This window comes from Burkholderia mycopellens, from assembly GCF_964265025.1.
Lineage (GTDB): Bacteria > Pseudomonadota > Gammaproteobacteria > Burkholderiales > Burkholderiaceae > Burkholderia.
Window position 1 is genome coordinate 3,836,406 of record NZ_OZ183802.1, and the last position, 12,835, is coordinate 3,849,240.

A 12,835-nucleotide genomic window follows, 5' to 3' on the forward strand; every position below is an offset into this window, starting at 1 on the left:
TTAGACCCCTGCCGGAACTTGCTTGTGCCAGTCGGTCGCGCGCTGGAACGCGTCGGCGACCTGCAGCATCCGGGCTTCGTTGAAATAGTTGCCGATGATCTGCAGGCCGACCGGGCGCTTTGCATTCGCGCCCGCGCCGAAGCCGCACGGCACGCTCATGCCGGGCAGGCCGGCGAGGCTCACCGACAGCGTGTAGATATCCGCGAGATACATCTGCACCGGATCGTCGCCCTTCGAGCCGAGATCCCATGCGACCGTCGGCGAAGCCGGGCCCATGATCACGTCGCAGGACTTGAACGCTTCCTGGAAATCGTTCGCGATGATGCGGCGGATCTTCTGCGCCTGCAGGTAGTACGCGTCGTAGTAGCCGTGCGACAACACGTACGCGCCGACCAGAATCCGGCGCTTCACCTCGGGGCCGAAGCCTTCCGCGCGCGACTTCTTGTACATGTCGAGCAGGTCGCCGTACTGCGCGGCGCGGTGGCCGAAGCGCACGCCGTCGAAACGCGACAGGTTCGACGACGCCTCGGCCGGCGCGATCACGTAGTACACGGGGATCGACAGTTCCGTCTTCGGCAGCGACACGGGCACGAGCGTCGCGCCGAGCGCTTCGTATGCCTTGAGCGCCGCGTCGATCGCCGCGCGCACGTCGTCGGCGAGGCCGTCGCCGAAATACTCGTTCGGCAGGCCGATGCGCAGGCCCGCAAGCGGCTTGCCCGCATCGTTGCCGGCCGCCCACGGCTGGCCGAGGTGGCGCGTGAAGTCTTCATCGTCGCGCTCGAGGCTCGTCGAGTCGCGCTCGTCGAAGCCGGCCATCGCGTTCAGCAGCAGCGCGCAGTCGGACGCGCTCTGCGCCATCGGGCCGCCCTGGTCGAGCGACGACGCGAACGCGATCATCCCGTAGCGCGACACGCGGCCGTAGGTCGGCTTGATGCCCGTCACGCCCGCGAACGACGCGGGCTGGCGGATCGAGCCGCCGGTGTCGGTGCCGGTCGCGGCCGGCGCGAGGCGTGCGGCGACCGCGGCCGAGCTGCCGCCCGAGCTGCCGCCCGGCACCGCGTTCGTGTCCCACGGGTTCTTCACCGCGCCGAACGCCGAATTCTCGTTCGACGAGCCCATCGCGAACTCGTCCATGTTGGTCTTGCCGAGCGTGACCATGCCGGCCGCCTGCAGGCGGGCGACGACGGTCGCGTCGAACGGGCTTTCATAATTCGCGAGCATCTTCGAGCCGGCGGTCGAGCGCCAGCCGCGCGTGACGAAGACATCCTTGTGTGCGATCGGCAGGCCGGTGAGCGCGCCGCCCGCGCCGCGCGCGAGTTCCGCGTCGGCGGCTTTGGCCTGCGCGAGGGTCAGATCGGCGTCGACGTGGACGAACGCGTTCAGGTCGCGCGCGGCGTCGATCCGTTTCAGGTAGAGCTGCGCGAGCTCGACGGCCGAGCATTCCTTGGCGGCGAGCGCGGCGCGCAGTTCGGTCAGGCTTTTTGCGTGCATTGAGTGGTTTTCCTGGGAATTCTGGGTCGCGCGCGGCGCAAGGCGGCCGGCGCGCTTGTCATCGAATGCTTACTCGATCACCTTCGGCACGAGATAGAGGCCGTCCTGGACGGCCGGCGCCGGACGCTGGTTGTCGTCGCGATTGACAACTTCCGTCACGGCGTCGTCGCGCAGGCGCTGCGCGACTTCCTGGATCTGTTCGATCGGGTGGGCGAGCGGCGCGATGCCGGCGGTGTCGACCGCCTGCATCTGCTCGACGAGGCCGAAGAATTCATTGAGCTGGCCGAGCATGTGCTCGGCGTCGGCGTCGGCCATTTCGAGTCGCGCCAGGTGCGCGATGCGTTTCACATCGGTCAGGGTCAGGGCCATGCGATCACCGGAAAAACAAGGCTGCGCAGCGCATCGAAAGCAGCACTGCGGCGGGGGGTTGGAGGGTGCGATCCCACCCTCAAAAATCGGGACTGAAGCGGCAAAAATACCGCCCGTTTCGATTCAAATACCGTGAAATTATAAGGTATCATTACGCGTTCGACCCAAACCCGGCAGCCTTTTCCCGCACCGTTTCGCCCCGCCTCGGCAAGCCGTGCGTGCTTCGTGCGATCCCCGGTAGACATCACTCGCAGCTTCGTGCGCCGCGGCGGCCGCTTCCGCCACGCTTCCCGAGGCTGTTATTTTTTCCGCTGCCGCCCTCAGCGTTGCACGCCACGCAGGGCCGGCTCAGAGCGAAACAGGATTCTGAATGTTCGGTTTTTTGCGCAGCTACTTCTCCAACGATCTCGCGATCGACCTCGGCACCGCAAACACCCTGATCTACATGCGCGGCAAGGGCATCGTCCTCGATGAGCCGTCCGTCGTGTCGATTCGCCAGGAAGGCGGCCCCAACGGCAAGAAGACGATCCAGGCGGTCGGCAAGGAAGCCAAGCAGATGCTCGGCAAGGTGCCGGGCAACATCGAGGCGATCCGCCCGATGAAGGACGGCGTGATCGCCGACTTCACCGTCACCGAGCAGATGATCAAGCAGTTCATCAAGACGGCCCACGAGTCGCGCATGTTCTCGCCGTCGCCGCGCATCATCATCTGCGTGCCGTGCGGCTCGACCCAGGTCGAGCGCCGCGCGATCAAGGAAGCCGCGCACGGCGCCGGCGCATCGCAGGTCTACCTGATCGAAGAACCGATGGCAGCCGCGATCGGCGCAGGCCTGCCGGTGTCGGAAGCCACCGGCTCGATGGTCGTCGACATCGGCGGCGGCACGACGGAAGTCGGCGTGATCTCGCTCGGCGGTATCGTGTACAAGGGTTCGGTGCGCGTCGGCGGCGACAAGTTCGACGAGGCGATCGTCAACTACATCCGCCGCAACTACGGGATGCTGATCGGCGAACAGACCGCCGAAGCGATCAAGAAGGAAATCGGCTCCGCGTTCCCGGGCTCCGAAGTCAAGGAAATGGAAGTGAAGGGCCGCAACCTGTCGGAAGGCATTCCGCGCAGCTTCACGATCTCCAGCAACGAAATCCTCGAAGCGCTGACCGATCCACTGAACCAGATCGTGTCGTCGGTGAAGATCGCGCTCGAACAGACGCCGCCGGAACTCGGCGCCGACATCGCCGAACGCGGGATGATGCTGACGGGCGGCGGCGCACTGCTGCGCGACCTCGATCGCCTGCTGGCGGAAGAAACCGGCCTGCCGGTGCTCGTCGCGGAAGATCCGCTCACCTGCGTCGTGCGCGGTTCGGGCATGGCGCTCGAGCGCATGGACAAGCTGGGCAGCATCTTCTCGTACGAGTGATCGTCCAGGCAGTCTTCCTGACATGACGCAACCGCGGCGTGGCCGGCTCGCTCGTTTAGAACGAACCGCCGCGCCGTTTGCGCGTCTGAGCATCATTTAACCGATCGTTCGCGCCCGGCGCCGACCATGGAATACAGTCCGCCGCCCCTCTTCAAGCAAGGTCCGCCCGCGCTCGCGCGGCTCATCTTCTTCGTTGCCCTCGCCATCGCGCTCCTCGTATCGGACGCGCGCTTCAGCACGCTCGAAATCGTCCGCGGCGCGCTCGGCACCGTGCTCTATCCGCTGCAGCGCGTCGCGCTCGTGCCGCGCGACCTGTTCATGGGCGCGGCCGACATCGCCGTCACCGGCGCGTCGCTGCGCCACGAGAACGACGACCTCCGCAAGCGCAACCTGCAGCTGTCCACGCAGGCCAACCAGGCCGCCGTGCTCGCGCAGGAGAACGCGCACCTGCGCGCGGTGCTCGAGCTGCGCCAGCACATCGCGACGCAATCGACGCCGGCCGAGATCCAGTACGACACGAGCGATCCGTTCACGCAGAAAATCGTGATCGGCCAGGGGTCGCAGCAGGGCATCCAGAACGGCGCGCCCGTCGTCAGCGAGAACGGCGTGGTCGGCCAGGTCACGCGGGTGTTCCCGCTGCAATCCGAAGTCACGCTGGTCACCGACCGCGATCTCGCGATTCCCGTGCAGGTGCTGCGCACCGGCCTGCGCAGCGTGATCTACGGCACGCCGAAGGGCGATTCGCTCGACCTGCGCTTCGTGCCGACGAGCGCGGATCTCGTCGTCGGCGACGAACTCGTCACGAGCGGCCTCGACGGCGTCTACCCGCCCGGCCTGCCGGTCGCGAAGGTCGCGCGCGTCGACAAGCTCGCCGATACGGCGTTCGCGCGCGTGACCTGCGCGCCGATCGCCGCCGTGCGCGGCGCGCGCCAGATGCTCGTGCTGCATTACCAGAACGACATCCCGCCGCGTCCGGCCGAGCCCGATCCGGCCGCCGACAAGAACGCGAAGGGCAAGAAGGGCGCGAAAGCCGCCGCCAAGGGCGAGAAGGCCGACAAGGCTGACGCGAATGCGAAGCCGGCCGCCGCGGCCCAGCCCGGCGCGAAGCCTGCGGCACCGGCCGCTCCGGCCAAGCCCGCCGCCCCGCCCGCGAAGCCCGCGGCGGGGCAGTCAGGAGCCCAGCGATGAATCGCCCGCAATACATCCTGCAGCCGGTCAATCCGTACTTCATCGTCTTCAGCCTCGCCGCCGCGTTCCTGCTGAACCTGATGCCGTGGGGCCGCCTGCCCGGCGTGCCTGACTTCGTCGCGCTCGTGCTGCTGTTCTGGAACATCCACCAGCCGCGCAAGGTCGGGATGGGCGTCGCATTCGCACTCGGCATCCTGATGGACGTGCATGACGCAGGGCTGCTCGGCGAGCACGCGCTCGCCTATACGCTGCTGTCGTACGGCGCGATCACGATCCACCGCCGCGTGCTGTGGATGCCGATCGGCGTGCAGGTGCTGTACGTCACGCCGCTGCTGGTCGTCGCGCAGCTCGTGCCGTTCGTGATCCGCCTCGTGATGGGCGCCGCGTTCCCGGGCTGGCGCTACCTGGTCGACGGCTTCGTCGAGGCCGCGCTGTGGCCGATCGCGAGCCACCTGCTGCTGATGCCGCAACGCCGCCCGGTCGATCCGGACGATACGCGCCCCATCTGAGCCGGACCGACCTTTGAATACCCGCCGCCCCCAAACCCGCCGCGCGCCGCGCTCCGGGGCGGCACCTCGCCCGCCCGCGCGCGGGTCAGACCGATCCTAGCCGCATGACCGAATTCAACGACACCCAACAGCAGCTCTCGAAGTTCCGCCTGCGCGTCGCGGCGGCGGGCGTGTTCGTGTTCGTCTGCTTCGGGCTGCTCGCGAGCCGCTTCTTCTACCTGCAGTTGATGCAGCACGGCAAATACGCGCTGCAGGCCGAGGAAAACCGCATCTCCGTCGCGCCGATCGTGCCGAACCGCGGGATCATCACCGACCGCAACGGCGTGATCCTCGCGAAGAACTATTCGGCCTATACGCTCGAGATCACACCGTCGAAGCTCGACGACACGCTCGAGAACACGATCGACAAGCTGTCCGAGATCATCCCGATCGACGCGCGCGATCGCCGCCGCTTCAAGAAGCTGCAGGAAGACTCGAAGAACTTCGAGAGCCTGCCGATCCGCACCCGGCTCACCGACGAGGAAGTCGCGCGCTTCACCGCGCAGCGCTTCCGCTTCCCCGGCGTCGACGTGCGCGCGCGGCTGTTCCGGCAATATCCGCTCGGCACGACGGCCGCGCACGTGATCGGCTATATCGGCCGGATCTCGAAGCGCGACCAGGATCGCATCGACGCGATGAGCGACGACAACGACAGCGATCAGGAAAACTACGATCCGCGCCGTGACGCGAACAACTACAAGGGCACCGACTACATCGGCAAGATCGGCGTCGAGCAGAGCTACGAGACCGAGCTGCACGGGCTGACGGGCTTCGAGGAAGTCGAGGTGACGGCCGGCGGCCGGCCGGTGCGCACGCTGTCGCGCACGCAGGCGACGCCCGGCAACAACCTCGTGCTGTCGCTCGACATCGGGCTGCAGCAGGTCGCCGAGCAGGCGTTCGCCGGCAAGCGCGGCGCGCTGGTCGCGATCGAGCCGAAGACGGGCGACGTGCTCGCGTTCGTGTCGTCGCCGAGCTTCGACCCGAACTCGTTCGTCGACGGCATCGACCAGCAGACCTGGGACGAGCTGAACAACTCGACCGACAAGCCGCTGCTGAACCGCCCGCTGCACGGCACCTACCCGCCCGGCTCGACGTACAAGCCGTTCATGGCGCTCGCCGGCCTGACGCTCGGCAAGCGCACGCCGGGCTGGGGCTTCCAGGATCCCGGCTACTTCACGTTCGGCGGCCACACGTTCCGCAACGACGTGCGCTCGGGCCAGGGCTGGGTCGACATGAACAAGGCGATCATGGTGTCGAACGACACCTACTTCTACATGCTCGCGCGCGATCTCGGCGTGAATGCGATCGCGAACTTCATGAAGCCGTTCGGCTTCGGCCAGATCACCGGGATCGACATCCAGGGCGAGGCGCGCGGGATCCTGCCGTCGACCGACTGGAAGAAGAAGGCGTTCAAGAAGGCCGCGCAGCAGAAGTGGTTCGACGGCGAGACGATCAGCCTCGGGATCGGCCAGGGCTACAACTCGTTCACGATCCTGCAGCTCGCACACGCGACCGCGACGCTCGCGAACAACGGCGTCGTGATGAAACCCCACCTCGTGAAGGAAATCGAGGATCCGATCACGCGCGGGCGCCGCCTGACCGTGCCGAAGGAAAGCGAAGTGATCCCGCTCAAGCAGGCCGACATCGACGTCGTGAAGCGCGGGATGGAAAACGTGATCGAAAATCCGTCCGGCACCGCGTACAAGGTGTTCCGCGGCGCGCCGTACCTCGCGGCCGGCAAGACCGGTACCGCGCAGGTGTTCTCGCTGCAAGGCTCCAACTACAAGGGCCACCTGCTCGCCGAGCACCTGCGCGACCACGCGCTGTTCATCGCGTACGCGCCGGTCGACCATCCGCAGATCGCCGTCGCGCTGGTCGTCGAGAACGGCGGCTGGGGGGCGCAGGCCGCCGGCCCGATCGCGCGCCGCGTGCTCGACTTCTACCTCGTCGATCGCCAGAACCCGAAGAACGAAGCCGCGGCCGTGGCTGCCGCGGCGTCGGCGACCGAACCCGTCAACGCGCCGGTGATCGGTGACGCGAACAAGCCCGCCGCCGTCGCGGCCGGCTTCACCGCGCTGCCGCAGCCGGTCGTGCCGACCGCGGCCAGCGCGGCGGAAGCGGCATCGGTGGCAGCCGCCTCCGAAGCGTCGGCTGCCGCCGGCGCGAGCGCCGCCCCACCGGCCAGTGCCGCTGCGCCGATGGCCGCGAGCCTGCCGCCGATCCGGCGCCCGCACCGGCCACGCCGGCCCGCCAGCGACGCGCAGCCGCTCGTCGCCACGCCGCGCGACGACAATCACCGTGCAACGGCCCCCGCGAAGGCGGCGGACGCCGGCACCGCTCATTAACGGAGAAAGGCATGCAATTCGACAAGCGCGCCTGGCTCGACAAGATCAAGCAGATGTTCGCGGGCTTCGACCGCCCGCTCGCCCTCATCGTGTTCCTGCTGCTGTGCGTCGGCATCGTCACGCTGTATAGCGCGGCGATCGACATGCCGGGCCGTGTCGAGGACCAGTTGCGCAACATCCTGCTGACGTTCGTGCTGATGTGGGTGATCGCCAACATCCCGCCAACGACGCTGATGCGCTTCGCGGTCCCGCTCTATACGTTCGGGGTCGCGCTATTGGTTGCGGTCGCGCTGTTCGGGATGACCAAGAAGGGTGCGAAGCGCTGGCTGAACGTCGGCGTCGTGATCCAGCCGTCGGAAATCCTCAAGATCGCGACACCGCTGATGCTCGCGTGGTACTACCAGCGCCGTGAAGGCGGGCTGCGCTGGTACGACTTCGTCGCCGCGTTCGGGATCCTGCTGGTGCCGGTCGGGCTGATCGCGAAACAGCCCGACCTCGGCACGGGCCTGCTCGTGTTCGCGGCCGGCTTCTTCGTGATCTACCTCGCCGGCCTGTCGTTCAAGCTGATCGTGCCGGTGCTCGTCGCGGGCGTGATCGCGGTCGGCTCGATCGCCGTGTTCGAAGAGCGCATCTGCCAGCCCGAAGTGCAGTGGCCGCTGATGCACGATTACCAGAAGCACCGCGTGTGTACGCTGCTCGACCCGACTTCCGACCCGCTCGGCAAAGGCTTCCACACGATCCAGGCCGTGATCGCGATCGGCTCGGGCGGCGTGCTCGGCAAGGGTTACCTGAAAGGCACGCAGGCGCACCTCGAATTCATTCCCGAAAAGCACACCGACTTCATCTTCGCGGTGTTCTCGGAGGAGTGGGGGCTCGTCGGCGGGCTCGTGCTGCTGACGCTGTACATGGCGCTGATCGCGCGCGGGCTCTATATCGCCGCGCAGGGCGCGACACTGTTCGGTCGCTTGCTCGCGGGCTCGCTCACGCTCGCGTTCTTCGTCTATGCGTTCGTCAACATCGGGATGGTGAGCGGCGTGCTGCCGGTCGTCGGCGTGCCGCTGCCGTTCATGAGTTACGGCGGCACCGCGCTCACGACGCTCGGCATCGCGATCGGGATGATCATGAGCGTCGGGCGGCAGCGGCGGTTGATGAAGAGTTGACCGCGCGACACGCACCGCACAAAGCAAAACGGCGCCTCGGCGCCGTTTTTTTCGACCGTGCAGAGCGAACGCGGCCGCAGTTCGCCGCGCCGCCCCCGCTCACGGCGACGGTGCGTGCGCCCCGCCCGGCCCCGCGCCGGCACCCGATGCCGGCCCCTGCGCCTTCAGCCGCGCACTCAGCTCCTTGAATTTCAGCCCGGCCGTCTCGTCGCCCTGCGCGGCAGCCGCCGCGTAATACGCCCGCGCGATGTTGAGGTTCTGCTCGACGCCGTCGCCGCCGCGCTCGTAGAACGACGCGGTCACATACTGCGCGGTCGGCTCGCCGGCGTCGGCGGCCTGCTTGTACCACGTGAACGCCTGCCGGTTGTCGCGCGGCGTGCCGCGCCCGTCGAGGAACTGGTTCGCGAGCGACAGCTCGGCCTGCACATGCCCCTGCTTCGCCGCCCGCAGAAACCAGCGGTGCGCTTCGGCCGGATCGCGCGTAACGAACTCGCCGTCGTCGAACATCCGGCCGTACACGTACTGCGCATGCGACATGTTCGCGTCGGCCGCGCGCTTCAGCCAGCGCAGCCCTTCGTCGACGTTCACGGTCACGCCTTCGCCCGTCAGCAGCATCATCGCGTAGTTGAATTGGGCGAGACGGTCGCCGCGCTCGGCCGCGTCGTGGAACTGCACCAGCGCCGCACGATAGTCGCCGGCGTTGTAGTCGGCGACCGCCGATTGCGTCTCGCGCGACGGATCAGGCTTCGCTTGCGGCGCGCCCTGTGCGGCGGCCGCGATACACACGACCCACAGTCCGAGCAGCGCGCCGACCTGCCCGCGCCTCCCGATCACACCCTGCGCGCGCCCGCGGCACGCGCCCTCGCCATCGTTCATGACCGTACCTCCTGCAGCGCCTGCCGCGTTGCGCGCAACAGCCAGCTTACGTCGGCCGACAGCGTGATCATCCGGTAGCCGGCCTCGCGATACTGGCGCGCGACCGTCGTATCGCCCGCGAAGATGCCGACCGCGACGCCAGCCTGACGGCCGGCCGCGAGCACGCGCGCCATCGCGGTTTCGACGTCCGGGTGACGGATGTCGCCAAGGTGCCCGAGGCTCGCCGCGAGGTCAGCCGGACCGACGAACAGGCAATCGACGCCGGGCAGCGCCGCAATCCGCTCGACTTCATCGACGCCGCGCGCCGATTCGATCTGCACGATCACCGCGACCTGCGCGTTCGCCGTCTGCACGTAATCGCGGCGCATGCCGAACGCCGCCGCGCGCACCATGCCCGCGACGCCGCGCAGCCCGTCCGGCGAATCGCGCGACGGATAGCGCGTCAGCCGCACCGCATGCGCGGCATCGTCCGGCGTCTCGATACCTGGAAACATCAGCGTGCGTGCGCCCGCATCGAGCGCACGCTTCACGAGCCACGGCTCGCGCGCCGGCACACGCACGACGGGCTCGCTCGGCAGATGGGCGGCGGCGATCGCGCGCAGTTGCGATGCAACATCGCGGCTGTCGTTCGGCGCGTGCTCCATGTCGATGCAGAGCCAGTCGTAGCCGGCATGCGCGAGCGCTTCCGCGGCCGAGTCGCTGCCGAGCGACAGCCACAGGCCGTACAGCGGCTCGTCGCCGTCGCGCAGGCGTTGTTTGAGGGAATTGGTGAGCGTGCTCATCGATACGGCCTCCAGGACGGAACGGCAATCGAACGGGACAAGCAACGGGCAAAGCGGAGCGCCGCACGCCGGGCAGCGATGCACGGCGGCGCCAGGACCGGGCCCTGGAACGTTGGTCGGCCGTAGGCGGCCGATCTGACAGCGCCGGCCGCACGATCGCGCACGGCAGCGTTTTCGGCGCCACGCAACGATCATAGCGCGGCGTTACGCGGAATGTAGGAACGGTCGGCGAGCGAGGCGGGACAAGGCCGCGGGTGCGGCGTCAGGCAGCCCGCGCCGGCTGGCGGGGCGGCCGGGAAGGCAGGATCAGCGGCCGGACTGGCGCTCGACGTCGGCCCAGCAGTTCGGCGTTTCGTACAGGCGCACGCGCTCGAGCCGCAGGTTCACGCCGTAGTGCGCGTCGTAGACGTTCGCGAGGATGTCGAACGCGATCGCCGCGAGATTCTCGACGGTCGGGATCCGGTCGATCACGACGGTCTTGTGGTCGGCCATCTGCTCGAGGAACGAGCGCACGACCTCATCGCGCGCGTAGACCAGGAACGCGTGGTCCCACTTGCCGACCAGGTGCTCCATCGCGAGCGCCTTCACGTCGGCGAAATCCATCACCATGCCGCGGTCGGGCGCCCCCTCGGTATCGACGAGATCGCCGCGCAGCGTGACTTCGAGCACGTAGCGATGACCATGCAGGTTCCGGCACTGGCTGCGGTGATCGGGAATGCGGTGGCCCGCGTCGAATTCGAGTTTTCGGGTAATCAGCACGATGTCAAAAGCCGGAGCTCAGGGAATGTTCAGATATTTGTGGGTCTGCATCGACAACCGCCACTGCGGATGACGCTTGCACCAGTCGATCGCGAGCTTCGTATTGAGGTCGCGCGACGGGCCGTCCATCGGCTGGACGAGGAAATACGCGAAGTCGAGCTTCGCGTAGTCGGCCAGCCGCTGGTTGTCCTGCGGGATCACGACCTTCAGCTCGTCGCCCTTCGTGACGACGAGCGGCGCGTCGGCCTTCGGGCTCACGCAGATCCAGTCGATCGATTCGAGCACCGGCAGCGAGCCGTTGGTCTCGATCGCGATCTCGAAGCCGGCCGCGTGCAGCGCATCGACGAGCGCCTGGTCGAGCTGCAGCATCGGCTCGCCGCCCGTGCAGACGACGAAGCGGTGCGCCTCGCCCTCCGGCCACAGGCCGGCGATCGTCGCGACGAGCGCTTCGGCGTCCTTGAACTTGCCGCCGTTCTCGCCGTCGGTGCCGACGAAGTCGGTATCGCAGAAGCGGCACACGGCCTCCGCACGATCCTCTTCGCGGCCCGACCACAGGTTGCAGCCGGCGAACCGGCAGAACACGGCCGGCCGGCCCGCGTTCGCGCCCTCGCCCTGCAACGTGTAGAAAATTTCCTTGACCGCGTAAGTCATCGTCCTTGGTCCGGCTCGCGCCGCTCGTTGTCGATCAGAATCCGTTATCCATCCAGCGCTGCCGGCGCACCCGCGTCACAGCGGCGCTTCGGTCACCCGCTCGCCCTTCAGGTAGGCCTCGTAGCCGCGCTTGCGCAGCTTGCAGGCCGGGCATTCGCCGCAGCCGAAGCCCCAGTCGTGCAGTTCCGCACGCTCGCCCACGTAGCACGTGTGCGTCTCGACGCGGATCAGTTCGACGAGCGCTTCGCCGCCGAGCTGTTCGGCGAGCTGCCACGTTTGCGCCTTGTCGAGCCACATCAGCGGCGTCTCGAGCACGACGCGCGTATCCATCCCGAGGTTCAGCGCGACCTGCAGCGCCTTCATCGTGTCGTCGCGGCAGTCGGGATAGCCCGAGAAATCCGTCTCGCACATCCCGCCGACCAGCACCCGCAGCCCGCGGCGATAGGCGATCGCCGCGGCGATCGTCATGAACATCAGGTTGCGGCCCGGCACGAACGTGTTCGGCAGGCCGTTCGCCGCCGTCTCGATCTCGATCGTGCGCGTCATCGCGGTATCGCTGATCGCGCCGAGCACCGACAGGTCGATCATGTGATCGTCGCCGAGCCGGTCCGACCATGCGGGAAACTTGCGCTTCAGCGCTTCGCGCACGCCTTCGCGACATTCGAGCTCGACGCGGTGGCGCTGGCCGTAATCGAAGCCGAGCGTCTCGACCGTCTGGTAGCGTTCGAGAGCCCATGCCACGCACGTGGCCGAGTCCTGGCCGCCGGAAAACAACACGAGCGCGCCGTCTTTAGCGTCTGTCCGAATCACCGTGATACTCCGTGAATGTGTAGGCTCGCGTCGCGCTGCGCCCCGGGGCCGGCTGCCGCCGGGCGGCCCGACGCGTGCCGGCCTGAGCCGGCTCGACCAGTATAGGCAGCGCAATCGGCCGCGAACGCGGCGGAGCGCTTATACCGCCCATCGCGCGGCATCGTTGCCGCGCGCCACGGCGGCGCCACGCCGGCAGCCTGCCGTGCGCATGAAGCGATGCGCTAAGTTATTGAGCGGACACGGATTTTATCATGCCCTCACGAATACTGCCGGGCACGCCACGCCACCGCTCTCATCACGCAAACCCCACCACAAACGAAAAACCCCAAGAATCTTCCGATTCTTGGGGTTTTAATTCTGGTGGCCTGGGACGGAATCGAACCATCGACACGCGGATTTTCAATCCGCTGCTCTACCAACTGAGCTACCGGGCCAACGAAGA

General features: G+C 67.6%; 12 protein-coding genes and 1 tRNA gene. 5 read left to right on the forward strand and 8 right to left on the reverse strand.

What is annotated here, in order from left to right; all coding sequences use genetic code 11:
- Together gatA and gatC are read right to left on the reverse strand one after the other, a co-directional pair.
- Positions 1-1,491, reverse strand: a complete 1,491-nt coding sequence (gatA, locus tag ACPTTC_RS17890; RefSeq protein WP_423393246.1) for an Asp-tRNA(Asn)/Glu-tRNA(Gln) amidotransferase subunit GatA — start codon at positions 1,489-1,491, stop codon at positions 1-3.
- A 69-nt stretch (positions 1,492-1,560) separates the two neighbouring features.
- Positions 1,561-1,860, reverse strand: a complete 300-nt coding sequence (gene gatC / locus ACPTTC_RS17895) for an Asp-tRNA(Asn)/Glu-tRNA(Gln) amidotransferase subunit GatC (protein ID WP_006477478.1) — start codon at positions 1,858-1,860, stop codon at positions 1,561-1,563.
- 370 nt (positions 1,861-2,230) lie between these two features.
- On the opposite strand from gatC, the gene ACPTTC_RS17900 reads away from it, so the two are divergent.
- From ACPTTC_RS17900 to rodA, 5 genes are all read left to right on the forward strand, one after another.
- A complete protein-coding gene (locus tag ACPTTC_RS17900; RefSeq protein ID WP_004189550.1) occupies positions 2,231-3,274 on the forward strand; it encodes a rod shape-determining protein in 1,044 nt (347 codons plus the stop codon).
- Between the two features lie 126 nt (positions 3,275-3,400).
- Entirely contained in the window at positions 3,401-4,462 is a 1,062-nt protein-coding gene (mreC, locus tag ACPTTC_RS17905) for a rod shape-determining protein MreC (RefSeq protein WP_423393247.1), read from the forward strand.
- Positions 4,459-4,971, forward strand: coding sequence for a rod shape-determining protein MreD (gene mreD / locus ACPTTC_RS17910; protein WP_009687274.1), 513 nt, complete (start codon positions 4,459-4,461; stop codon positions 4,969-4,971). Before mreC ends, mreD begins: the two co-directional genes overlap by 4 nt.
- A gap of 104 nt (positions 4,972-5,075) precedes the next feature.
- Positions 5,076-7,355 carry a penicillin-binding protein 2 gene (gene mrdA, locus ACPTTC_RS17915; protein WP_423393248.1) on the forward strand — a complete coding sequence of 760 codons (2,280 nt, stop codon included), beginning with the start codon at positions 5,076-5,078 and terminating at the stop codon, positions 7,353-7,355.
- Positions 7,356-7,366: 11 nt separating this feature from the next.
- The gene (gene rodA / locus ACPTTC_RS17920) at positions 7,367-8,515 is read left to right on the forward strand and encodes a rod shape-determining protein RodA (RefSeq protein ID WP_175951234.1); all 1,149 of its coding nucleotides are present in this window, start codon (positions 7,367-7,369) and stop codon (positions 8,513-8,515) included.
- A 99-nt stretch (positions 8,516-8,614) separates the two neighbouring features.
- On the opposite strand, the gene ACPTTC_RS17925 is transcribed toward rodA, so the two are convergent.
- The 6 genes from ACPTTC_RS17925 to ACPTTC_RS17950 form a co-directional block, all read right to left on the reverse strand.
- A complete protein-coding gene (locus ACPTTC_RS17925; RefSeq protein WP_423393249.1) occupies positions 8,615-9,391 on the reverse strand; it encodes a tetratricopeptide repeat protein in 777 nt (258 codons plus the stop codon).
- A complete protein-coding gene (locus tag ACPTTC_RS17930; RefSeq protein WP_423393250.1) occupies positions 9,388-10,173 on the reverse strand; it encodes an HpcH/HpaI aldolase family protein in 786 nt (261 codons plus the stop codon). Before ACPTTC_RS17930 ends, ACPTTC_RS17925 begins: the two co-directional genes overlap by 4 nt.
- 306 nt (positions 10,174-10,479) lie before the next feature.
- On the reverse strand, positions 10,480-10,932 hold the full coding sequence (gene queD, locus ACPTTC_RS17935) for a 6-carboxytetrahydropterin synthase QueD (RefSeq protein ID WP_175951231.1): 453 nt from the start codon (positions 10,930-10,932) through the stop codon (positions 10,480-10,482).
- An 18-nt stretch (positions 10,933-10,950) separates the two neighbouring features.
- A complete protein-coding gene (gene queE / locus ACPTTC_RS17940) occupies positions 10,951-11,583 on the reverse strand; it encodes a 7-carboxy-7-deazaguanine synthase (protein ID WP_175951230.1) in 633 nt (210 codons plus the stop codon).
- Between the two features lie 75 nt (positions 11,584-11,658).
- Positions 11,659-12,393 (reverse strand): 7-cyano-7-deazaguanine synthase QueC, encoded by a 735-nt coding sequence (queC, locus tag ACPTTC_RS17945; RefSeq protein ID WP_174380692.1) that lies wholly within the window; start codon positions 12,391-12,393, stop codon positions 11,659-11,661.
- A 358-nt stretch (positions 12,394-12,751) separates the two neighbouring features.
- Positions 12,752-12,827 (reverse strand) — tRNA-Phe (locus ACPTTC_RS17950).
- Positions 12,828-12,835 lie beyond the last annotated feature (8 nt).

Coding starts and splice junctions, on each gene's coding strand:
- ACPTTC_RS17925 (WP_423393249.1), bottom strand. CDS start 9,391: ATGAACGATGGCGAGGGCGCGTGCCGCGGGCGCGCGCAGGGTGTGATC.
- mreC (WP_423393247.1), top strand. CDS start 3,401: ATGGAATACAGTCCGCCGCCCCTCTTCAAGCAAGGTCCGCCCGCGCTC.
- queE (WP_175951230.1), bottom strand. CDS start 11,583: ATGACTTACGCGGTCAAGGAAATTTTCTACACGTTGCAGGGCGAGGGC.
- ACPTTC_RS17900 (WP_004189550.1), top strand. CDS start 2,231: ATGTTCGGTTTTTTGCGCAGCTACTTCTCCAACGATCTCGCGATCGAC.
- mrdA (WP_423393248.1), top strand. CDS start 5,076: ATGACCGAATTCAACGACACCCAACAGCAGCTCTCGAAGTTCCGCCTG.
- mreD (WP_009687274.1), top strand. CDS start 4,459: ATGAATCGCCCGCAATACATCCTGCAGCCGGTCAATCCGTACTTCATC.
- rodA (WP_175951234.1), top strand. CDS start 7,367: ATGCAATTCGACAAGCGCGCCTGGCTCGACAAGATCAAGCAGATGTTC.
- gatA (WP_423393246.1), bottom strand. CDS start 1,491: ATGCACGCAAAAAGCCTGACCGAACTGCGCGCCGCGCTCGCCGCCAAG.
- gatC (WP_006477478.1), bottom strand. CDS start 1,860: ATGGCCCTGACCCTGACCGATGTGAAACGCATCGCGCACCTGGCGCGA.
- ACPTTC_RS17930 (WP_423393250.1), bottom strand. CDS start 10,173: ATGAGCACGCTCACCAATTCCCTCAAACAACGCCTGCGCGACGGCGAC.